The 22,251-nt window shown below is 29.6% G+C and carries 20 protein-coding genes; 11 read left to right on the top strand and 9 right to left on the bottom strand.

From position 1 onward, the window contains the following. Positions 1 to 34: 34 nt before the first annotated feature. From H518_RS0114625 to H518_RS0114615, 3 genes are all read right to left on the bottom strand, one after another. On the bottom strand, positions 35 to 1,306 hold the full coding sequence (locus H518_RS0114625; RefSeq protein ID WP_028889763.1) for an adenylosuccinate synthase: 1,272 nt from the start codon (positions 1,304 to 1,306) through the stop codon (positions 35 to 37). Between the two features lie 30 nt (positions 1,307 to 1,336). Continuing rightward, the gene (locus H518_RS0114620; RefSeq protein WP_028889762.1) at positions 1,337 to 1,786 is read right to left on the bottom strand and encodes a Fur family transcriptional regulator; all 450 of its coding nucleotides are present in this window, start codon (positions 1,784 to 1,786) and stop codon (positions 1,337 to 1,339) included. Between the two features lie 74 nt (positions 1,787 to 1,860). Further along, positions 1,861 to 4,077, bottom strand: a complete 2,217-nt coding sequence (locus tag H518_RS0114615) for a RelA/SpoT family protein (RefSeq protein WP_028889761.1) — start codon at positions 4,075 to 4,077, stop codon at positions 1,861 to 1,863. A gap of 145 nt (positions 4,078 to 4,222) precedes the next feature. Between H518_RS0114615 and mqo the strand changes: the two genes are divergently transcribed. The 4 genes from mqo (at position 4,223) to H518_RS0114595 (ending at position 8,352) form a co-directional block, all read left to right on the top strand. Beyond that, positions 4,223 to 5,698 (top strand): malate dehydrogenase (quinone), encoded by a 1,476-nt coding sequence (gene mqo / locus H518_RS0114610; RefSeq protein WP_028889760.1) that lies wholly within the window; start codon positions 4,223 to 4,225, stop codon positions 5,696 to 5,698. Between the two features lie 171 nt (positions 5,699 to 5,869). Beyond that, positions 5,870 to 6,430 carry an RNA polymerase sigma factor gene (locus H518_RS0114605; protein ID WP_028889759.1) on the top strand — a complete coding sequence of 187 codons (561 nt, stop codon included), beginning with the start codon at positions 5,870 to 5,872 and terminating at the stop codon, positions 6,428 to 6,430. Beyond that, complete coding sequence (locus H518_RS0114600; protein ID WP_155995233.1) at positions 6,411 to 7,223, top strand: hypothetical protein; 813 nt, start codon at positions 6,411 to 6,413, stop codon at positions 7,221 to 7,223. The genes H518_RS0114605 and H518_RS0114600 overlap by 20 nt, the downstream gene beginning before the upstream one ends. 67 nt (positions 7,224 to 7,290) lie before the next feature. Beyond that, positions 7,291 to 8,352 carry a hypothetical protein gene (locus H518_RS0114595; protein ID WP_028889757.1) on the top strand — a complete coding sequence of 354 codons (1,062 nt, stop codon included), beginning with the start codon at positions 7,291 to 7,293 and terminating at the stop codon, positions 8,350 to 8,352. A gap of 18 nt (positions 8,353 to 8,370) precedes the next feature. Here H518_RS0114595 and H518_RS0114590 read toward each other — a convergent pair whose 3' ends face one another. Beyond that, positions 8,371 to 9,267, bottom strand: a complete 897-nt coding sequence (locus tag H518_RS0114590) for a sterol desaturase family protein (protein ID WP_028889756.1) — start codon at positions 9,265 to 9,267, stop codon at positions 8,371 to 8,373. A 132-nt stretch (positions 9,268 to 9,399) separates the two neighbouring features. Here H518_RS0114590 and rpsF point away from each other — a divergent pair, with 132 nt between their 5' ends. The 3 genes from rpsF to rplI are packed head-to-tail and all read left to right on the top strand — an operon-like array spanning position 9,400 to position 10,512. Beyond that, positions 9,400 to 9,741, top strand: coding sequence for a 30S ribosomal protein S6 (gene rpsF, locus H518_RS0114585; protein ID WP_028889755.1), 342 nt, complete (start codon positions 9,400 to 9,402; stop codon positions 9,739 to 9,741). Positions 9,742 to 9,744: 3 nt separating this feature from the next. Further along, on the top strand, positions 9,745 to 10,047 hold the full coding sequence (rpsR, locus tag H518_RS0114580) for a 30S ribosomal protein S18 (protein WP_028889754.1): 303 nt from the start codon (positions 9,745 to 9,747) through the stop codon (positions 10,045 to 10,047). Between the two features lie 15 nt (positions 10,048 to 10,062). Continuing rightward, entirely contained in the window at positions 10,063 to 10,512 is a 450-nt protein-coding gene (gene rplI, locus H518_RS0114575; protein WP_028889753.1) for a 50S ribosomal protein L9, read from the top strand. Between the two features lie 177 nt (positions 10,513 to 10,689). Here the strand turns inward: rplI and lysA are convergent, their stop codons facing one another. From lysA to H518_RS0114555, 4 genes are all read right to left on the bottom strand, one after another. Beyond that, positions 10,690 to 11,898, bottom strand: a complete 1,209-nt coding sequence (gene lysA, locus H518_RS0114570; RefSeq protein WP_028889752.1) for a diaminopimelate decarboxylase — start codon at positions 11,896 to 11,898, stop codon at positions 10,690 to 10,692. Positions 11,899 to 12,160: 262 nt separating this feature from the next. Further along, on the bottom strand, positions 12,161 to 13,399 hold the full coding sequence (gene pepT / locus H518_RS0114565) for a peptidase T (protein ID WP_028889751.1): 1,239 nt from the start codon (positions 13,397 to 13,399) through the stop codon (positions 12,161 to 12,163). 29 nt (positions 13,400 to 13,428) lie between these two features. Then, the gene (locus H518_RS0114560; RefSeq protein ID WP_155995232.1) at positions 13,429 to 13,983 is read right to left on the bottom strand and encodes a hypothetical protein; all 555 of its coding nucleotides are present in this window, start codon (positions 13,981 to 13,983) and stop codon (positions 13,429 to 13,431) included. Between the two features lie 16 nt (positions 13,984 to 13,999). Then, positions 14,000 to 15,070 (bottom strand): DUF3810 domain-containing protein, encoded by a 1,071-nt coding sequence (locus tag H518_RS0114555; protein ID WP_028889749.1) that lies wholly within the window; start codon positions 15,068 to 15,070, stop codon positions 14,000 to 14,002. Positions 15,071 to 15,197: 127 nt separating this feature from the next. Between H518_RS0114555 and dnaB the strand changes: the two genes are divergently transcribed. Continuing rightward, positions 15,198 to 16,724, top strand: a complete 1,527-nt coding sequence (gene dnaB, locus H518_RS0114550) for a replicative DNA helicase (protein WP_028889748.1) — start codon at positions 15,198 to 15,200, stop codon at positions 16,722 to 16,724. A gap of 71 nt (positions 16,725 to 16,795) precedes the next feature. Beyond that, positions 16,796 to 18,055, top strand: a complete 1,260-nt coding sequence (locus H518_RS0114545) for an asparagine synthetase B (protein ID WP_205618017.1) — start codon at positions 16,796 to 16,798, stop codon at positions 18,053 to 18,055. A gap of 7 nt (positions 18,056 to 18,062) precedes the next feature. Here H518_RS0114545 and H518_RS0114540 read toward each other — a convergent pair whose 3' ends face one another. Then, positions 18,063 to 19,766: a helix-turn-helix domain-containing protein gene (locus tag H518_RS0114540; protein WP_028889746.1), complete on the bottom strand. Its 1,704-nt coding sequence runs from the start codon at positions 19,764 to 19,766 to the stop codon at positions 18,063 to 18,065. A gap of 319 nt (positions 19,767 to 20,085) precedes the next feature. Here H518_RS0114540 and H518_RS0114535 point away from each other — a divergent pair, with 319 nt between their 5' ends. Both H518_RS0114535 and bshA read left to right on the top strand, forming a co-directional pair. Beyond that, positions 20,086 to 20,931: a transketolase gene (locus tag H518_RS0114535; protein ID WP_028889745.1), complete on the top strand. Its 846-nt coding sequence runs from the start codon at positions 20,086 to 20,088 to the stop codon at positions 20,929 to 20,931. 187 nt (positions 20,932 to 21,118) lie between these two features. After that, positions 21,119 to 22,249, top strand: a complete 1,131-nt coding sequence (bshA, locus tag H518_RS0114530; protein ID WP_028889744.1) for an N-acetyl-alpha-D-glucosaminyl L-malate synthase BshA — start codon at positions 21,119 to 21,121, stop codon at positions 22,247 to 22,249. Positions 22,250 to 22,251 lie beyond the last annotated feature (2 nt).

Below are 22,251 nucleotides of genomic sequence, written 5' to 3'. Positions count from 1 at the left end.
TAAAAAAGGAGCTCGATAGAGCTCCTTTTTAAATTTATCTATTAATTGTTTGTTTTCTGTCAGGTCCTACAGATACAATTTTTACCGGAACTCCTGTTTCTTTTTCAATAAAAGCTACATAGTCCATTAAGTTTTTAGGTAATTGATCTGCACTAGTCATTTTAGTTAAATCATCTTCCCATCCTTTAAACTCAGTATAGTTTACTGATATGTTTTCAGGTTCAATATTGTAAGGTAAATGTGTAATCTCTTCACCTTTGTAGTTATAAGATGTACATACTTTTAAAGTATCAAAACCAGAAAGTACATCACCTTTCATCATCATTAATTGTGTAACACCGTTAACATCAACAGCATATTTTAAAGCAACTAAATCTAACCAACCACATCTTCTAGGACGACCAGTTGTTGCACCAAATTCATGACCAACTTTAGCCATTTCTGCACCATCTTCGTCAAATAATTCAGTAGGAAATGGTCCTGAACCAACACGCGTTGTATATGCTTTAAAAATACCGAATACATCACCAATTCTATTAGGTGCAATTCCTAAACCTGTACAAGCACCAGCGGCTGTAGTATTTGAAGAAGTTACAAAAGGATAGGTACCAAAATCGATATCTAATAATGATCCTTGTGCTCCTTCAGCTAAAATAGTTTTACCTTCTTTTATCGCTGAGTTTAAAAACTCTTCAGAATCTATAAATTGTAGTGTTCTTAATTTTTCGATACCTAAGTCGAATTCAGCTTCTAATTCATCTAAATCGTACTCTACTTGAACATCAAAATAAGCAAGCATACTTAAATGCTTTTGAGTTAAAGATCTATACTTATCTTTCCAATTATCAAGTTCTAAATCACCAACACGCATTCCGTTTCTACCAGTTTTGTCCATGTAAGTTGGACCAATACCTTTTAATGTAGAACCAATTTTTGCTTTACCTTTTGATGTTTCAGAAGCAGCATCTAATAACCTGTGTGTAGGTAATATTAAGTGTGCTTTTCTTGAAATTAATAACTTAGAAGTGTAATCTATATTATGTACATCTAAATTTTCTAATTCTTTTTTAAAGATAACTGGGTCAATTACAACACCATTACCAACTACATTTAAAGCGGTTTTATGAAAAATTCCAGAAGGAATTGTGTGTAAAACATGTTTGCTACCATCAAATATTAAAGTGTGTCCTGCGTTTGGACCTCCTTGAAATCGTGCAATAATATCGTAATTTCCTGTTAAAACATCTACGATTTTACCTTTTCCCTCGTCTCCCCATTGTAATCCGAGTAATAAATCTACTGCCATTTAGTGTGTTATTAAGTGTATTTGTTGTTGTTATTTTTTGTTGCGTTTTGTTCCGTAAAAATAAAGTGAGTGGTTTTGAATATCAATATCAAAAACCTCTTCAATAGTTTTTTTGATAATTTGAATTCTAGGATCACAAAATTCTTTTACTTCTCCAGAATCAGTAAATATTACGTGATCGTGGTTTTTATCGAAGTAACTTTTTTCATAGCGTGCCATTGATTGGCCGTCAAATTGGTGTTTTCTAACCAATCCACAGTCTATAAGTAGATCCATCGTATTATAAAGCGTAGCTCTACTTACACGATAGTTTTTGTTTTTCATTTTAATATATAAAGATTCTATATCAAAATGCTCTTCAGCTACATATATTTCTTGTAAAATCGCATAGCGTTCAGGTGTTTTACGATGCTTGTTTTCTTCTAAAAAAGTAGTGAAAACTTTTTTTACAATTTCTTGATTTTCGACTGAATTACCCATTTACTTTTAAATTTTTACAAAAGACAAATTTACAGTTATTTATTGATAAAAAAACAAGTAAATTAAAATGATATTTACAATGTATTAACACGTTCTACTTTTTGTACCCCTTCGAGCTTTCTCATATTGTCAATTAATTTATTTAATTGCGCTTTGTTTTTAACACTTAAAGAAAGTTTTCCATCAAAAACACCGTGGTCTCCAGAGATATTAATGCTATGTATAAATACATCCATACTATTAGAAATAATACGCGTAATATTATTTACAATACCTTTATTATCTATTCCAGATAAATGTAAAATAGCCGTAAAATCTTGCTTAGTAGAGTCTATCCATTTGGCAGGCATAATTCTATAAGCATAATTAGATTGCAAAGAAATGGAATTAGGGCAATCGTTTTTGTGTATTTTTATACCTTCATTAATGGTTACAAAGCCAAAAACTTTATCTCCAGGAATAGGAGAGCAACATTTAGCGAGTGTATAATCTAAAGTTTGTTCATCTTTACCAAAAACTAATGCATCATACTTGTGAGTAACTTCTTCTTTATCTGAAAAATCTTTAGATGGGCTACGACGAAAAGTGTTTTTAATAAAACCCATTATTAAACCACTTCTTTGTGCAACAAACTCTTTTAATTGCGTGTTGTCAATAGCACCATTACCTACTCTAAAAAATAAATCGAAGCTAGTTTTTAAACCAAAATAGTGAGCAATTTCATGAATTATTTTATCACTCGAACCAATTTTTAAATGGCGAAGTTTTCTAAGTAAAATTGCTTTTCCTTCTTCAGCAATAATTTTTTCTTCTGCTTTTAATGCCGACTTAATTTTTGTACGAGCTCTAGCTGTTAAAACAAAATCTAACCAACGAACATTTGGTTTGTTATTACTAGCAGTAAGAACTTCAACTTGATCACCACTTTTAAGGGCATAACTTAAAGGAACTAGTTTTCCGTTTACCTTAGCTCCTCTACATTTTAAACCAACATCAGTATGAACAGAAAAAGCAAAATCTAGGGCAGATGCGTTTTTGGGTAATGATTTTAAGTCACCTTTAGGTGTAAATACATATATTTCTTTAGCGTATAAGTTAAGTTTAAAATCTTCAACAAAATCAATAGCATCAATACTTTGATTTTCTAGAGTTTCTTTTAAACGGTTTAACCAACCGTCAAGACCATTTTCTTTAACATCATTTTGTTTGTATTTAAAATGGGCTGCATATCCTTTTTCGGCAATTTCATCCATTCTTTCAGAACGTACTTGTACTTCTACCCATTTTGATTGAGGACCAATAACGGTAATATGTAGTGCTTCGTAACCTGTTGATTTTGGCTGAGAAATCCAATCTCTTAAACGAGCAGGATTTGGTTTAAAAAAATCGGTTACAATAGAGTATATTTTCCAAGCATCAAATTTTTCATCACCAGAGGTTGGTTCGTAAATAATTCGGATAGCAAATTTATCGTATACTTCATCAAAAGTTACGTTTTGCTTTTGCATCTTTTTTCTAATAGAAAAAATAGATTTAAAACGACCTTTAATATCATAGTTAAAGCCTTCTTTATCTAAAGCTTCTTTTAAGATGCCAGTAAAGCTATTAATATATTTTTGTTGATCTTCTTTACTGTCTTTTATTTTGGTAAGAATATCTTTGTAAACTTCAGGTTCTGTATATTTTAAACCTAAGTCTTCTAATTCTGTTTTAATATTATACAAGCCTAAACGGTGTGCTAAAGGTGCATAAATGTATAAGGTTTCAGAGGCTATCTTTACTTGCTTATGAGGTGGCATTGCATCCATTGTTTGCATGTTATGCAAACGATCGGCAATTTTTATAAGAATTACCCTAACATCATCATGTAAGGTAAGTAGCATTTTTCTAAAATTTTCAGCTTGTATAGAATAGTCTTGCTCTTTTTTTAAACTTGAAATTTTTGTAAGACCACTAACTATACGCGCTATGTTTTCTCCAAATAAGCGCTCCATATCATCAATTGTATAAGGAGTATCTTCAACAACATCATGAAGTAGTGCAGCAGCAATAGATGTTGCACCTAATCCAATTTCATCAGCAACAATCTTAGCAACAGCTATTGGATGAAAAATATATGGTTCACCAGTCTTTCTACGTTGCTCAGAATGTGCCTCAACAGCAATGTCAAAAGCTTTACGTATCAGCTTTTTATCATCTTCAGATAATGTTTGGTAAGTACCTTTTAATAAGTTTTTATATCTGTTTGCAATTTCTTTATTTTCTTCTTCTATCGTTGCATTATAACTCATACGCTTAAAGATCTTTTATTAGATGTTCTAAAATAAAAATAGTCTAAAGAATTTTACTGAGCAAGTTTTATTAAGAAATCTTTAACACTTGTTTAAAAATGAAAAAAAAACTTATTTTTACCTCTAAAGCTAAAATAAATAAGCAATGAATATTAAAAAGGAGTATGATTTAATTTGTGTAGGAGGTGGTATTATGAGCGCTAATTTAGCCTTAATAGCAAAGATGTTAAATCCTGAAATTAATATTTTAATTTTAGAGCGTTTAAATGGTGTTGCTAAAGAGAGTTCTGCTGCATGGAATAATGCAGGAACAGGGCATTCAGCTTTATGTGAATTAAATTATTGTCCAGAAGAGAAAGATGGTACTATCTCAATAAAGAAAGCGATTGATATTTGCAAACAATATGAAATGTCTAAGCAATTTTGGTCTTATTTAGTTAATGAAGATTTTATTGAGAACCCAACTGAATTTGTGTCTTCAGTAAAACATCATAGTTGGGTAATAGGAAAAGATAATAGCGATTATTTAGAGAAGAGGTATAAAGCTTTTAAAGAGTGTTTTATGTTTGATTCAATAGATTTCACTAGAGATAAAAGTAAAATGAAAGAATGGTTTCCTTTAATTGTAGATGATAGAGAAGATGGTGAAATTATGGCCGCATCAAGAATTGATAGAGGTACTGAAGTAAATTATGGTTCTTTAACAAAGAAATTATTTGATATTTTAGAAACTGAGTTTGATACACCTGTTCATTGTAATATGGAAGTTTTAGATGTTGATCCTGATACAGATTTAGATTGGACAGTTGAAGTTAAAAATACTGTAACTAAAGAAGTACATCAAGTAGAGGCAGCGCATGTGTTTATTGGAGCAGGAGGTGGAAGTTTGTTATTACTTCAAAAGGTAGAAATTGAAGAGAAGGAAGGTTATGGTGGTTTTCCTGTAAGTGGAGAGTGGTTAGTATGTAATAATGAGGAAATTATAAAGCAACATAATGCAAAAGTATATAGTAAGGCTGGTATTGGAGACCCGCCAATGTCAACGCCACATTTAGATACTCGTTATATTGATGGAAAACGACAATTAATGTTTGGTCCTTTTGCAGGGTTTAGTCCAAAGTTTTTAAAAGAAGGATCTAATTTAGATTTATTTAAATCGATTCAATCAGATAATATACCTTCTATGTTTGGTGCTTTTTGGCATAATTTACCCTTAACAAAATACTTAATAGAACAGGTAATGATGAGTAAGGAAGATAGAATGGATTCTTTACGTAAGTTCGTGAAAAATGCTAAGAATGAAGATTGGGAAGTTGTAAAAGCTGGGCAACGAGTACAAATCATTAAAAAAGATGAATTTAAAGGAGGGAAGTTGCAATTCGGAACAGAAGTAATTAGTAGTAAAGATGGTAGTATTACTTGTTTGCTAGGAGCATCACCAGGGGCATCAACAGCAACGGCAATTATGTTAGAAGTGTTAGAAAAAGCATTTCCCGAATTATTAGAGTCAGAAGAAGGTAAGATTAAATTAAAAGAAATAATTCCGTTTTATAAAGCAGAAATTACGAAAGAGTTGTTTAACGAACAGTTAGAAATAAGTAAAAAAGCATTGAATTTATAAGTTTATATCATTTCTAATTTTAAACAAGAATTGGTATTCTTAAAACATATAGTATAACATTAGAATCTCCGTTTTTTATAAATACGGAGATTTTTTTTTGCTTAAGAAGCAACCTTTTTTAAAGAGTCATAGTCTATATATTTGTAAGACAACAAAAACAGTACAAGAGGCTTGAAAATTATATCATTGCATAACAAACAAAAGTCGCTCATTAAAAAAGCGATAAACAACAATAGGGAGGCTCAACAGCAATTGTTTGAGCAATTTTCTCCTAAAATGTTAGGAGTTTGTAGGCAGTATGTAAAAGATTTACATCATGCAGAAGATTTAATGCTACAAGGTTTTTTAAAGGTTTTTACCAACTTACAAAAATTTAAAAGTGAAGGAAGTTTTGAAGGGTGGATTCGTAGAATAATGGTAAACACTTGCCTTACGTATTTGAATAAAAAGAATCCAATTAGATTAACAGATGAAGATTATGTTTTTAATGATGTAGCTACCGAGAGTTTAGAAAATACTTCAGTAGAAGATATACAAACATTAATAGATAAATTACCCGAAGGATATAAGCTAGTTTTTAATTTATATGCTATTGAAGGATATAAGCATTCAGAAATTTCAAAAAAATTAAATATATCTGAAGGTACCTCTAAATCACAATTATTTAAAGCACGAAAGTGGTTGCAAAATAGTTACGTAAAAATGAATAAGATTGAAAATGCAAATAAATAATATAGATAAACATATAGCAAGTAAATTAAAAGATAGAGAATTAAAACCATCTTCATCTGCCTGGGAACGATTAAATGTTCAGTTAGATAATGAACAACGTAAAAAGAAGAAAAAAGGGATGTTGTATTTAGGCTATGTAGCTAGCATTACTATATTAATTAGCCTTGGTGTTTTCTATCAAGTAACTAATAGTAATGAAAATGTTACTGATACTATTATAGTTGAAACTTCTTTAGATTTGGATACAGTAAAAATAAAGAAGGTTAATTTAGAAGATATCTTATTAACAGAAGAGGCAATTGTAAAAACATTACATGTAAAAAATAAAAATAACTATAAAACGGCTAAAAACTCTGAATTTAAAAATCAGAAAGAGACTAAAAAAGAAGAAATCGCTAGTTTAATAAATGAGCCAGTTAGAATTACTGAAACTTTTAAAATAGCAGCATTAAAAAAAGAGAACGAAAATACTAGCTTGTTAAATAGTGATACACAAAAAACAGCAGCATTTACTTCGAGAGTGAAGGTTAGTAGTGATGATTTATTGTTTGCTGTAACACATTCATCACAAGAAGTAAAAGAGTATTACGCTAAATATAAAGTTAAAAGAGAAAAAGTTTTAGAAACGATTGAAAAAGAACTGATGAGATCTAATCTTAAAATTAATCCAGAAACTATTTTAGCAGAAGTAGAATATGATTTAGAAGAAGCTGATTTTAAGCAAAATTTTATGCAAAAATTCAAGTTAAAACTATCTGATGTAATTGTTGCAATTGCTGATAGAAATAAATAAGCGCTTACCAATTATCGATAATTAAACTTACCAAACCAATTACCTGTTTAATTTAAAAATTTATAAAATGAAAAGAATACTATTATTAGTGTTGTTAGTAACAACTATTGCCCAATCTCAAGAGAAAACATTTGAAAGTGAAGTGAAAAAAATATCAAAAAAAATTGATAAGATTACTAAACAACAAAAAGATTCTTTAAAAAATAAAGTCAAAGAAATTAATTTAAAAATTGATAAAAATGAACTTACTAGTGATGAAGCCATTTCGCTTAAAAAAACAGCAGCATTTTATCATGCAAGACAAATTGAACGATTAGTAGGTGTTCAAGAACAAAAGTTACAACAATTAGTTCAAGATAAGACTGATGGGAAAATAATGGATTCATCAGAAATAGAAGGGTTTGATATTACAATTTTTAATAGAAGAATCCTTCATGTAAATGCAAATAATGATGAGAAAAAGAAGAACAAAAAGGAAAGAGATAAAAGAACAACTTCTCAAATTGTTTTTGCACTAGGGGTAAATAATGTTTTAACAAATAATAAATTTAATTCATTAAACGATTCTGATTATAAGTTTTGGAAATCGCATTTTTATGAATTAGGTTTAACATGGAAAACACGTATTTCTAAACAACCTTCAAAAGCATATTTTAAATATGGTATTTCTTTTCTTTGGAATAATTTAAGAGCAAAAAATAATAAGTACCATGTTGTAAACGGAAAAGAAACAATATTGAAAGTACATCAAAACGGACTTAGTGAAAGTAGATTACGTCATGTACAAATGAATTTTCCGATGCATTTAGAATTTGATTTTTCAAAAAATGCTAAGTATTCAGATGATAAAATTGTTGATAGAACACATGAATCTATTCGTTTAGGAGTAGGAGGTTTCTTTGGTTTTAAATTAGGAACACGACAATATTTAGAATATAAAAATGCGGAAGGGGTAAATGTAGAAGAGTTGCAAAAAGATAGTTTTAATACGAATATAATTAATTATGGATTAAGCGCTTATATTGCTTATCAAGGGTGTGGTTTGTATGTGAAATATGATTTGAATCCATTATTTAAAAATACTGATACGAGAAATGTTTCATTAGGTTTACGATTTGATATTAATTAAATAAAAAAAGGAGAAGTTTTAAACTTCTCCTTTTTTGTTTTCTACCCATTCTTGACGTAAATCACCAGAGAGTTTACCTGTTCCGTCATGTCTCCATCCTGGAGGTTTTAAAAAATATAAAAACTTTCTTCCTATAGAGGTTTTACTTGTAGAAACATCTTTTAACATATTATACCATTCAATAAAAGCAATTTTAATAGGGTTGTATGTATTTATGTTGGTAACTAAACCGTAAACAGGTTTTTCTACTTCAGGTTCAAAAGTACCTAAGAGTTTATCCCAAATAATAAAAATACCCGCGTGATTTCTATCTAAATATTGTGGGTTTGTAGCATGATGCACTCTATGGTGGCTTGGAGTGTTAAAAATTGCTTCAAACCATTTAGGCATTTTTTGAATTAATTCTGTATGAATCCAGTATTGGTATAATAAGCTAACACTCATTTGCATTAAAATCATTAGAGGATGAAAGCCTAAAAGAGCTAAAGGTGCCCAAAAGATAAAAGTATAAAAACTACCCGACCATGTTTGTCTTAAAGCAGTACTTAAATTATATTTTGTAGAAGAATGATGTACTACATGACTTGCCCAAAAGAGTCTACTTTCATGTGCAATTCTGTGATTCCAATAATAAACAAAATCATCAGCAAAAAGTAATAAAATCCATGACCACCAAATAAAAGGTATTGTAAAAAAACGATAGTGGTATAAAAAGGTAAAAAAAGTTAAAGCAAGTATTTTTGTAAATAAGCCAATAAAAACATTTCCTAAGCCCATTGTAATTGATGTCATTGCATCTTTAAATTCATAATCCTCTAATTTTACTTTAACTGTTAAAGTAACTTCAATGATTATTGTTAAAACAAAAAAAGGAATGGCATAATGAATTATATTTGGGAGTTCAGGGATATGCATAAATAAGATTAATTAATATTGAAGTGTAAAAATACTAAAAACAAGCAAGTTAATAAAAATGGTAAATCATTTTTTTATAGGTTAAAAACACTTATATTTGCAGGCTTAAAATAAATTTTAAACAATCTAATTATGAATCATTACGAAACTGTTTTCATTTTGAATCCCGTTTTATCTGAAACTCAGATAAAGGAGACAGTAAAGAAGTTTGAGGACTATTTACTTTCTAAAGGTGCAGAAATGATTTCTAAAGAAGATTGGGGCTTAAAAAAATTAGCTTACCCAATCGAAAAGAAAAAAAGTGGATTTTACCACTTATTAGACTACAAAGTAGCAGGAGATGTTATTTCGGCTTTTGAATTAGAGTTCAGAAGAGATGATAGTGTTATGCGTTATTTAACTGTAAAGTTAGACAAACATGCTGAAGCGTGGGCTGAAAAGAGAAGAGAACGTGTTAAATCTGCAAAAAAGTAAGAAATGGCGTCAACAACTATAGAACAACAATCAAAAGGAAACAAGCAGGGAGAAGTACGTTACTTAACTCCGCTTGATATTGAAACAAAAAAAGAAGCAAAATATTGTCGTTTTAAAAAGAACGGTTTTAAGTACATCGATTATAAAGATGCAGACTTCTTAATGTATTTAGTAAACGAACAAGGTAAAATTTTACCAAGACGTTTAACAGGAACATCATTAAAATATCAACGTAAAGTTGCACAAGCTATTAAAAGAGCTCGTCATTTAGCTTTAATGCCATATGTTGGTGATTTATTAAAATAATAAAGAAGTAGAGACATGGAATTGATATTAAAACAAGACGTAGAAAATTTAGGTTTTAAAGACGATGTTGTAACTGTTAAAAATGGTTATGGTCGTAACAGCCTAATTCCTAAAGGATATGCGATTTTAGCTACTTCTTCAGCTAAAAAAGTATTAGCTGAGAATTTAAAGCAACGTGCTTTTAAAGAAGCTAAATTAATAGAAGATGCTACTAAAATAGCAGAAGCTGTTAAAGGATATGAATTAAAAATTACTTCTAAAGTAGGTTCAGGAGATAAATTATTTGGTTCTGTAAACAACATTAATGTTGCTGAAGCTTTAGCTAAAGCTGGTACTACAATTGATAAGAAATTTATTAAAGTTACTGGAGGTAGTGTAAAAAGATTAGGTAAATACAATGCTGCTGTACGTTTACACAGAGCAGTTGTTGCTGATATCGTTTTTGAAGTTGTTGCTGAAAAGTAAGAATTAAAAAATACATTTATAAAAACCTATTCATTTTTGAATAGGTTTTTTTTTTAAAAATTATAAATATACTATACTAAAAAAGTGTTGTAGTTTATAAATGTTATTAAAAAATAAAACCTGAACAATAACTACTATTATTCAGGTTTAACTTTTTGTGATTCGTAATTATTAAGATTACATAATTTTAAGGTCTTCTTGATTTCTAAGAATATCTTCTATTGTTTCTCTTTTTCTAATTAAATAATCTTTTCCTTTATAGATCATAACTTCTGCTGGTTTAAATCTTGAATTGTAATTAGATGCCATAGAATAACAGTAAGCACCTGCATTATTAAAGCATAAAATATCTTCTTCTGATATTTCATTAATTCTTCTATTAGATCCAAAAGTGTCAGTTTCACAAATGTAGCCTACAATACTATAAAAACGTTCTCTACCTTTAGGGTTTGATAAGTTTTCGATAGTATGATATGAGTTATAAAGCATTGGGCGTATTAAATGATTCATACCACTATCGATACCTGCAAAAACAGTAGAAGTTGTTTGTTTAATAACATTTACTTTTGCTAAAAAATAACCTGATTCACTAACTAAAAATTTACCTGGTTCAAACATTAGTGTAACATTTTTCCCGTAAACCTTGCAAAATTTATTAAACCTATCAGATAGTTTATCTCCTAATTCAATAATATCTGTAGAGATATCATCTTTTTTATAAGGAACTTTAAAACCACTTCCAAAATCTATAAAATCAATATTTTTAAATTGCTTAGCAACATCAAATAATATGTCAGAAGCCCTTATAAAAGTGTCAATATCTAAAATATCAGAACCTGTATGCATGTGTATACCATTAATACGCATTCCTGTATTTTCAACAACTCGTTTTATATGTGGTACTTGATGAATTGAAATTCCAAATTTAGAGTCAATATGCCCAACAGAAATATTGCTATTTCCTCCTGCCATAATGTGTGGATTAATTCGAATACAAACAGGTGTTTTAGGATGTTTTTGTCCAAATAATTCTAATATGGATAAATTATCAATATTAATTTGTATTCCTAATTTAGCTACTTCTTCAATTTCTTGAAGCGAAACACCATTTGGAGTATAAATAATATCTTTAGGTGCAAAACCTGCAAGTAAACCTAATCTTACTTCTTGAATAGAAACTGTATCTAAACCACTTTTTAGGGATTTAAATACTTTTAAAATATTTATATTAGATAGTGCTTTGGCAGCGTAATTTATCTTTAAGTTTTTAACTTTAGAAAAAGCAGCCGTCATATTTTTATACTGATTTATTATCTTTTCAGTATCATATACATAAAGTGGCGAACCATACTTGTTGGCTAAATTTAATAACTCTTCTCTATTCATTTTTGTCTATGTATTAATAAGTGTCAAATGTAGATAAGCAGTTTTTTTAAACAAATTATTTATAAGAAATATACAAATCAATGTTTTTTGTGAAAAACAAGGTGTTTTTCCTGTAAAATATGATGTGAAAATAAATCATCTTTGCCACGAAATGAAAGAAAGGGGTTTCATTTTATATTATGGTATTTTCTTTTGGGGATAGAAAAATCATAAAAAAAACTCTAGCGTTAGCTAGAGTTTTTTATTTAAGATATATATGTTTCTATTTAAATTTTGTAGCTACTTTTTTGGCAATACCAACAATTACTTCAGTTGCTTTAAGAATACTTTCTACAGGAACGTATTCATAACGTCCATGAAAGTTATGACCACCAGCAAATATGTTTGGGCAAGGTAATCCTTTGTATGATAACTGAGATCCGTCAGTACCACCACGAATAGCTTTTATTAAAGGTTCTATACCAAGATCGTTCATAACCTCTTCGGCAATATCAACAATATGCATAACAGGGGTTACTTTTTCCTTCATATTGTAGTATTGATCTTTTATTTCAATTTCAATAAGGTCTTTTCCTAATTTAGTGTTCATCACAGAAACTAAATCTAACATAGCTTGTTTACGGTTTTTAAACAATTCCATATCATGGTCTCTAATGATATATTGCAAAACTGTTTTTTCGACCTTTCCTTCCATTTGATGTAAGTGGAAAAAACCTTCATAACCAGTCGTTTTTTCAGGAACTTCATCTTCAGGCAAAGCATTGATTAATTCACTAGCGATAGTCATTGAATTAATCATTTTCCCTTTTGCATACCCAGGGTGTACTATTTTACCATTAATGGTAATTTTTGCACCAGCTGCATTAAAGTTTTCATATTCTAGCTCACCAATTTGACTTCCGTCAATGGTGTAAGCCCATTGTGCGCCAAATTTTTCTACATCAAACATGTGAGCTCCTTTACCAACTTCTTCATCAGGAGGAAAGCATACTCTAATTTTTCCGTATTTAATTTCTGGATGTTGAATTAAATATTCCATTGCTGAAACAATTTCGGTAACACCAGCTTTATCATCGGCACCTAATAAAGTAGTACCATCTGTAGTAATAATTGTTTGCCCTTTGTATTGTAATAAATCATCAAAATAATCAGGAGATAATACAATGTTTTGTTCTTTGTTTAAAAGAATGTCTTTACCATCATAATTTTCATGAATTTGAGGTTTTACATTTGCTCCAGTAAAATCAGGACTTGTATCAATATGAGCAACAAAACCAATAGTTGGTACTTCGTAATCTAAATTACTAGGTAACGTAGCCATTAAATAGCAGTTTTCATCTAAGTCAACATCTTCCATTCCTAGTTCTTTCAATTCTTTTTCCAGAACTCTTGCTAAATCCCATTGTTTCTCTGTACTAGGAAAAGCAGGATTGTTAGGATCACTTTCAGTATCAATAGTTACATATTTTATAAATCTATCGATGATATGTTGTTTGTTCATTGTTATAATTTTAAGCGTTTCAAAAATAACTAATTCAATTGTATTTTGTCTATTAATTTTATGGCTTTACATATTCGTTTGTCAACTAAAGAATCTCCATAAACTTCAGTTTTAATATGTAAGAAATTTTCAGAATTTACTTTGGTAAATGTATTTAAGATATGATATGTGTAGTTGTTTTTTTTACCTTTAGCATAACTGTAATATGAAGGCCTTTTTAATAAATTTATAGCATTTGTTTTTACTTCTGATAATTGCATTTTCTTATTATCACCCGTAATTTTTTGTTTAAAAGTATTGTCAATAAAAACCGTTTTATGTACTAAAGTAACATCAATAAGTGTCGTTTTTGTTAAGCTGACAGTTGTATCAGCAGCATAAACTGATGTTTTTGCGTTATCATAATATAAATTCACTTTCCAATTTTTGGGAAGTTGAGTACTAAACATCTTTCTAACATCATTATGTGTTTTTAAATTATCGTATGAATTTACAGCTTTACAATTAAATTCCTCATTTAAATTAGGAAGTGAATTGCAGGAAATAAGTAAAAAAAATACGAAAACAGCAGAAAAGTATTTCATAGGTAGTAATTTAATTTTATTTGTTTTGCTTAAAGTAAGCAATTAACAAATCTACTACATAACTGTAAGATTTAATTCCTTTTGATTGATTGTTTGCTTTTAAATAAGAATTATATCCTTTTTTAAAATAAGGTTCAATAGGGTTGTCAAATTTTTTCCAATGTAAATAACTGTCTCTATAATCTTTATAGATTCCTTTGTTTACACTTTGTTTTATTTCTTTAGCTAGTTTTTTATCATGTTTATAAACTTGGCCAATACAATAATTATAAGCCATGCGGTATCCCGAATATTTAAAGTAGAGGTCATCATTGTAAATTGATGCAAGAAAACCAACAAAATTGGCATCGTTTTCAGCAGCCCAACCAATTTGATGTGCCATTTCATGACAAGTTGTTGAGGGATATCCTGTTTTTGGAATCATATCATTTACTTGTGCTTCACCTGTAATTGGATTTATGTAGCCAGCAGTACCGTTATAAGATTGAAATAAACTAACTAAAGAATTTTTTATTGAAGGAGTTTTGTATGTTAACTGTGGGTAAATAACTGCTAACTTTTTATAGCCATTAGGTGCTAACGTGTAAATTTCTTTTTGAGTATAAGGTGATTCAATCTTAATTGTATCGTTATCTGTAATTTTTAGGTGGATTTTATTTAGCTCTAAAACAATTTTTTTAGTCGTTTGTATTAATTGTTCTGTGGTGTAATTGGATTGTTGTAGCCCAAGGTTTTTGGCTAAGGGTTCTCTAAAGTAATTTAATCCCCAAAAAGTATAAAAACAAAAATAAATTATAGATAAAGTTGCTATAAGTCTGATTAATTGTGTGATACTGTTTTTAAATCGATTTTTAATTAAACGATAAACAGCTTTTGTTAATAAAAAAAGCAAAATGAAACCTAAAACATCACCAACGGAAAATGGTATCCATCCAAAAATAAATCTAAAAAAAGACGAGATGTATTGGTACAACCTATTACTGTAATATTGTTCCACCCATTGAGGTTTCTGGCTTAAAAATTGCACAATTAATATTTGAAAAGGTAAGGTTAAGGCGAGTATTACTTGTTTTTTATTGTACTGCATAACTTCAAAAATAAGAAAGTTAGTAGGTTATCAACAAGTTAATAACAGTTTTGTTTACAAAATTTTGTATAAAGAAAGTTATAGGTAGTTCCTATAAGTATCATCTTAAAATTTTACATTTGCAATTATGGAAAGAACTCAATCTCTCAGAGGAACGAAAGCGGAAAAATCTAAAATTATTAGCCTTGAAAAAGGGAAATTACCACCACAAGCTTTAGAATTAGAAGAAGCTGTTTTAGGTGCTATGATGATTGATAAGAAAGGTATTGATGAAATAATTGATATTCTTAGTCCTGATTCTTTTTATGATAAAAGACATCAAGAAGTATATGCAGCTATCTATGCATTGTTTCAAAATTCTGAACCGATTGATTTACTTTCGGTTTCAAATCAGTTAAAAAAAGATGGTACCTTAGATTTAGCCGGAGGTGATTTTTATTTAATCGGTTTAACTCAAAAAGTAGCATCTTCTGCGCATATTGAGTTTCATGCCAGAATTATATTAGAAAAATATATACAACGTAGGTTAATTACAATTTCTTCTGAAATTATAGAGAGCGCGTATAATGAAACAGTAGATGTATTTGATTTATTAGATGATGCCGAGGGTAAGTTATTTGAAGTAACCCAAGGTAACCTTAAAAAGGGAGCAGAAAGAGCCGATTCATTAGTACAACAATCTATAACTAAAATACAAGAAATTTCGGGTAAAGAGGGAATGAGTGGTTTGGCTACCGGATTTACGAAATTAGATGCATTAACTTCGGGTTGGCAACCATCCGATTTAATTATTATTGCTGCACGTCCGGGTATGGGTAAAACAGCATTTGTAATTTCAATGGCTAAAAATATGGCGATTGATTTTGGACATGGTGTTGCCGTTTTCTCATTAGAGATGTCATCGGTACAGTTAATTACTCGTATGATTTCTTCGGAAACAGGATTAACTTCAGAGAAACTACGTAAAGGGAATTTAGAACCACATGAATGGGAACAGTTAAATGTAAAAGTTAAAAAACTTTCTGATGCTCCAATATTTATAGATGATACTCCAGCACTTTCAATTTTTGATTTACGTGCAAAAGCACGACGTTTAGTATCGCAACACGACGTTAAAATAATTGTTATTGATTATTTACAGTTAATGACAGCTGGTGGAGCAGGAGGGAATCGTGAACAAGAAATATCAACTATTTCGCGAAACTTAAAAGCATTAGCAAAAGAATTAAGTATACCAGTAATTGCTTTATCTCAGTTATCTCGTGCGGTAGAAACACGTGGAGGATCTAAACGTCCGTTACTATCAGATTTACGTGAATCTGGAGCAATTGAGCAGGATGCCGATATTGTATCGTTTATTTTTAGACCAGAATACTATGGAATGACAGAATGGGATGATGATGATCATAGTCCGTGTGAAGGTCAGGGAGAATTTATTGTAGCAAAACACCGTAATGGTGGAATGGATAATATTCGTTTAAAATTTACAGGGCACTTAGCATTGTTCTCAGATTTAGAAGAAGGTATTAGTAGTGAGTTTCAGTCGAGTATGAACACAGGTATAGAGTCTGGTTTTAATACGGACGTGGCCTCTAGTAATTTTGCATCACCAGAAGATGCATTTGGACCTAGTGATGATGATGTTCCGTTTTAGAACTTAAATTATATATAAAAATAAAAGAATACACAATTGCTACTTAGTAATTGTGTATTTTAGTTTTTAATATGAAGAAAACGCTATTTATACTATTATTTTTATTTCTTTCAAACTCAATTTGGGCATCATTTGTTTATGTGCCAATGAGTAATGAAAATCAGAAAAATCATTTAAAAGCATACGGAATTGTGTATTACGCGCTACAAAATGGTTTAAAAGCAAAATGGTTGTTAAATTATGACGGAGGCGCTTTTTTAATAGAAAATAATGAATCGGTAGTAAAAGAATGCAAAATACGCGGAGTTTCATACCAAGTGATTACAGATGCTAAATCGGCATTAATTTTAGAGAAAATTTCTTCACCTTCTAAAAATCAAGAGGCAGTAACCCTAGAAAAAGCACCAAAAATAGCAGTGTATTCACCAAAAGGCAAAATGCCTTGGGATGATGCCGTAACAATGGTATTAACCTATGCTGAAATTCCGTTTGATGTAATTTATGATGAAGAAGTATTAAATGATAAATTATTACTATATGAGTGGTTGCACTTACATCACGAAGATTTTACAGGGCAATATGGACGTTTTTATGGTGCGTTTAGAACTGCACCTTGGTATATTCAACAGAAAAAAGATGCAGAGGCATTGGCTACAAAATTAGGTTATACTAAAGTTTCTGAAGAAAAAAGAGCTGTAGCAAAAAAAATACGTGATTATGTAGTTGGTGGTGGTTTTATGTTTGCAATGTGTTCAGCTACAGATAGTTTTGATATTTCTTTGGCTGCTGATGGTGTTGATATTTGTGAAGGGATGTTTGATGGTGACGCATCTGAACCTAGTTATCAATCTAAAATAGATTTTAATAAAACATTTGCTTTTAAAGACTTTCAATTAATTAGAAATCCAACAACATACGAGTTTTCATCAATAGATATGACAAGAAAACGAAGAATAAAAAAAGAAGTGGATTATTTTACTTTAAAAGAGTTTTCGGCAAAATGGGATCAAGTGCCAACCATGTTAACGCAAAACCATACACAGTTAGTAAAAGGTTTTATGGGACAAACGACTTCGTTTGATTATACTACAATGAAATCTACTGTTATGGTTCTGGGAGAAAATACTACTAATAAAGAAGGTAAATACATACATGGAACGAAAGGAAAAGGGATGTTTACTTTTTATGGAGGTCATGACCCTGAAGATTATCAGCATAGAATAGGGGATCCAAAAACAGAGTTAGATTTGCATCCTACATCACCAGGTTATCGCTTAATCTTAAATAATGTGCTTTTTCCTGCGGCAAAAAAGAAGAAGCAAAAAACATAATTATATTTTAAATATTAATTTCCGTTTTCTCTAATTCTTTAATGAAATAAGAAGGTTTAATTTCTGTAAACTTATAAAAAGCTTTCGAAAAAGATTCTGCATTTTTAAAGCCAACTTCATTTGCTATAGCTTTAATAGTGTATTTTCTTAATAAAGAATCTGTTTTTAATCTTTCAACAGTATAATTAATTCTTAGGTTATTAATGTAGTTAGAAAAAGTAGTGTTTTTATGATGGTTTATTACTTTGGATAAATAATTAGTGTTTGTATTTACTTTATTAGCTAAAGCTTGTAAACTGTTATCACTATTTAAAAAGCCTTCTTCTTTTTCAAAAATATCAAGCTCTTTTAAAATTGAAGTAACAATATTGTTAGGTATATTATGCTTATTTGTAACAGTATTCTTTGTGTTTTGTATCGTTATATGTTTAATAGATTCCCTTTGGTTAACTAAATCTAAAAAACGTTTCTTATAGATACTTCTTTTTTTAAATTGGTAAAGAATTAATAAGGTCGTTATGAAAAGAAGAGATAGGTAAATAAGTTTATTTCTTTTAGATTTTTTAACCCTGTTTTTTAATTCATTTATAATAATTTTCTTTTCAGATATTAAGTTTGGGATATCGTATTCTTCTGTGAATGTTTTATTGACCTTTTCTTTTTCTTTTGAATAGTATTTATTTAACTCTAAAAGCTTATTTATGTAAAGTAAATGTTTTTCTAAATTAGTCTCTTTTTTAAAGTTCTTGATTAAATATCTATAGCTATTTCGTAATGAAGGTGAATAGATGTTTGTTTTTATAGATAAAGAATCTGCTTTTAAGTGATAGATTAAAGATTTGTTTGGAATATTAAGACTATCGTACAATCTTCCAACTATTGAATAAGTACGTGTTACTACTTTATAGTTTTCATCTCTAATTAAGAAGGGAACAGACTTTAGGTATGAGTTTAAAGATTTTTGATATTCTTTTTTTTTGTATAAGATACCTCCATTAGTGTAAAAGGTATATCCTAAGCTTAAAGAATCATTTATTTTTTGATATAGATTAATTGCTTTTTGATTATAATATAATGCAGAGTCAAGTTGATTTATATGTTGGTAACTGATAGATAAGTTTAATAAAACAACATGAAATTCTCTGTATTCTAATAAGTCATTTTTTTTAGCATATTTATATATGTTTTTATAAATAGAAATAGCTTCTCTTTTTTTACCAATAGTACTTTTTATAGCTGCAATTATAACGTTCGTGATTTGTTGTAGGCTATCATTTTTTATTTTTTTGGAATGAACTAAAAGTAAGCTTTCAAGTGATTTACTTAATTTCTCCTTACTTCTAAGGAATCTTCCTTTGTCGTAATAAATGGCAGCAGGGTAGTTTTTTGAAGGCTTTCTTTTAGTAATTAGAATTATTGAGTCGCAATAATTTAAATAAATACTTTCATTATTTTTTATATCTGCTAGTAGCTGCTTAGCTCTAACGATTTTCATAGTATCTTTTTTTTGTAAAGCTTTTATTAAATAAGCATTTGCATATGTAATTGCTTTTGTAGTATCAGGTTTACTTTCATAAAATAAATCGGACAACTCATTATAGCTTTTTTGAGATAAAGAATCTAAAGAAAAAGCAGTGTTTTGACTATTAGTAGTTAAATTAATTATGAATAATAAAGAAAAAGTAATCGTTTTTTTTGGAAAAAAAAGCATGTGTAAATATTAGAAGTTCCAAATTTACTGTTTTCGGTGTTAAAATAAGTGCTTTTTTTTACGTTGATAATAAGGAGTTTATGTTTTTGTTTACTCGGTTTTCATGAAAGTAGACTGCATTTTATTGCGTGTTAACAATACAAAGAGGTTCTTTGAGCTACGTAAATAAAAGGGTTCGAATACTAAACTATTTAGAAAGGGGAAATTAAATGAAAAAGAAATTTTACAACCACGAACCCTTTTTCTTTTAAGAATTAAAAAAAGAAATTGGCAATTGTTTTATAAACCGTTACTTTTGCTCACACAAAACAAAACAACAATGCCAACAACACAACAACTTCAAGATTTTACACAACAGGTTCGTAGAGATATCGTTCGAATGGTACATGCCGTTAGTTCAGGACATCCAGGAGGATCTTTAGGATGCGCTGAATTTTTAACATGTTTGTATCAAGAAATCATGGAGTATTCTACTGATTTTGAAATGGACGGAAACAAAGAAGATTTATTCTTTTTATCTAACGGACATATTTCGCCGGTATATTATAGTGTTTTAGCTCGTAGTGGATTTTTTCCAGTAGCTGAGTTAGCAACCTTTAGAAAGTTAGATACTCGTTTACAAGGACATCCAACTACACATGAAAAATTACCAGGTATTCGTATTGCTTCAGGATCATTAGGGCAAGGTATGAGTGTTGCTATTGGTGCAGCAGAAGCTAAGAAGTTAAATGGAGATGATAAAATTGTATATACATTACATGGTGATGGTGAATTACAAGAAGGTCAGAACTGGGAAGCAGCAATGTATGCATCAGGTAAAAAAATTGATAATTTAATTTCAACTATTGATGTAAACGAAAAGCAAATTGACGGTACTACTGATCAGGTACTAGCAATGGGAAGCTTAAAAGCTAAATTTGAGGCTTTTGGTTGGGATGTATTAGAAGTAAGAGAAGGAAATAACGTTGAAGCTATTTTAAGCGGAATGGCAGATGCAAAATCTCGTACAGGTAAAGGAAAACCAGTTTGTGTATTATTGTATACAGAAATGGGGAATGGTATCGATTTTATGATGAATACACATGCTTGGCATGGTAAGGCACCAAATGATGAGCAGTTAGCTGAGTCATTAGCTCAAAACCCTGAAACATTAGGAGATTATTAAAAGTTAAATTTTACTAGCAATATATTATAAACGTCATTACGAAGAAGTATGACGAAGCAATCTTAAAATATTAAGATAACTTCACTTCTTTCGTAATGATGTTTTTTTTATGTTTTTATTCACAAAATAACGTAAGTAAAATTGTAAATTTACGTCAATAACGATACTGTAATAATCAAGCGTAAATATGAGAATAGGAATTGTATGTTATCCTACATTTGGAGGAAGTGGAGTAGTAGCAACTGAATTAGGAATGGCACTGGCAGATAAAGGTCATGAAGTACATTTTATAACCTATAATCAACCCGTTCGATTAGATTTTTTTTCACATCGTTTACATTTTCATGAAGTTGTTTTAGAGGAGTATCCACTATTTCAATACCAGCCTTACGAATTAGCATTGTCTAGTAAAATGGTAGAGGTGGTTGAAAAGCACCAACTAGAAGTTTTACATGTACATTATGCAATACCACATGCGTATGCTGCGTACATGGCAAAAAAAATGTTAGAAAATAAAGGTATAAATGTAAAAGTTGTAACTACTTTACATGGTACAGATATTACTTTAGTAGGAAGTCACCCAACTTATAAAACGGCAGTAGAATTTAGTATTAATAAATCAGATGAGGTAACAACGGTATCTAATAGTTTAAAAGAAGATACGTTACGCTTATTTAATATTGAGAAAGATATTAAAGTGGTTTATAATTTTATTGATGGAGTAAAATATGACAATGCACATCAAACAGAATGTAAGCGTATTGCATTGGCGAAACCAGAAGAAAAAATTTTAACACATGTAAGTAATTTCCGACCAGTGAAACGTACTGATGATGTGATAAAGATTTTTAATGAGATTCAAAAAGAAATTCCATCAAAATTATTAATGGTTGGTGATGGACCAGAGCGTTTAAAGGCTGAAAATTTAGTAAACAAATTTGGCTTAGAAGATAAAGTACTGTTTATGGGGAATAGTAGAGAGGTTGAAAAAATTCTATGTTATTCTGATGTCTTTCTATTACCATCAGAAACTGAAAGTTTTGGTTTAGCAGCTTTAGAAGCAATGGCTGCAAGTACGGCTGTAATATCAACAAATTGTGGAGGTTTACCAGAAGTAAATATTCATGGTAAAACAGGTTATTTAAGTAATCTTGGTGATGTAGATGATATGGCGAAGAACGCTATTACAATATTAAGAGATAATGTAGTTTTAAATGAATTTAAAGCGAATGCAAAGGAGCATATTAAGTTATTCTCTTTAGAAAATATATTGCCTGTTTATGAAGCAATTTATAAAAGTTGTTCGGAGGTGATTTAATA

The organism is Tenacibaculum ovolyticum DSM 18103 (genome assembly GCF_000430545.1).
Classification (GTDB): Bacteria; Bacteroidota; Bacteroidia; order Flavobacteriales; family Flavobacteriaceae; genus Polaribacter; species Polaribacter ovolyticus.
Note: the sequence above shows the minus strand (reverse complement) of the source record. Positions and strands in the feature narration are given on the sequence as shown.

Coding starts and splice junctions, on each gene's coding strand:
- H518_RS0114625 (WP_028889763.1), bottom strand. CDS start 1,306: ATGGCAGTAGATTTATTACTCGGATTACAATGGGGAGACGAGGGAAAA.
- H518_RS0114620 (WP_028889762.1), bottom strand. CDS start 1,786: ATGGGTAATTCAGTCGAAAATCAAGAAATTGTAAAAAAAGTTTTCACT.
- H518_RS0114615 (WP_028889761.1), bottom strand. CDS start 4,077: ATGAGTTATAATGCAACGATAGAAGAAGAAAATAAAGAAATTGCAAAC.
- mqo (WP_028889760.1), top strand. CDS start 4,223: ATGAATATTAAAAAGGAGTATGATTTAATTTGTGTAGGAGGTGGTATT.
- H518_RS0114595 (WP_028889757.1), top strand. CDS start 7,291: ATGAAAAGAATACTATTATTAGTGTTGTTAGTAACAACTATTGCCCAA.
- H518_RS0114590 (WP_028889756.1), bottom strand. CDS start 9,267: ATGCATATCCCTGAACTCCCAAATATAATTCATTATGCCATTCCTTTT.
- rpsF (WP_028889755.1), top strand. CDS start 9,400: ATGAATCATTACGAAACTGTTTTCATTTTGAATCCCGTTTTATCTGAA.
- rpsR (WP_028889754.1), top strand. CDS start 9,745: ATGGCGTCAACAACTATAGAACAACAATCAAAAGGAAACAAGCAGGGA.
- rplI (WP_028889753.1), top strand. CDS start 10,063: ATGGAATTGATATTAAAACAAGACGTAGAAAATTTAGGTTTTAAAGAC.
- lysA (WP_028889752.1), bottom strand. CDS start 11,898: ATGAATAGAGAAGAGTTATTAAATTTAGCCAACAAGTATGGTTCGCCA.
- pepT (WP_028889751.1), bottom strand. CDS start 13,399: ATGAACAAACAACATATCATCGATAGATTTATAAAATATGTAACTATT.
- H518_RS0114560 (WP_155995232.1), bottom strand. CDS start 13,983: ATGAAATACTTTTCTGCTGTTTTCGTATTTTTTTTACTTATTTCCTGC.
- H518_RS0114555 (WP_028889749.1), bottom strand. CDS start 15,070: ATGCAGTACAATAAAAAACAAGTAATACTCGCCTTAACCTTACCTTTT.
- dnaB (WP_028889748.1), top strand. CDS start 15,198: ATGGAAAGAACTCAATCTCTCAGAGGAACGAAAGCGGAAAAATCTAAA.
- H518_RS0114545 (WP_205618017.1), top strand. CDS start 16,796: ATGAAGAAAACGCTATTTATACTATTATTTTTATTTCTTTCAAACTCA.
- H518_RS0114540 (WP_028889746.1), bottom strand. CDS start 19,766: ATGCTTTTTTTTCCAAAAAAAACGATTACTTTTTCTTTATTATTCATA.
- H518_RS0114535 (WP_028889745.1), top strand. CDS start 20,086: ATGCCAACAACACAACAACTTCAAGATTTTACACAACAGGTTCGTAGA.
- bshA (WP_028889744.1), top strand. CDS start 21,119: ATGAGAATAGGAATTGTATGTTATCCTACATTTGGAGGAAGTGGAGTA.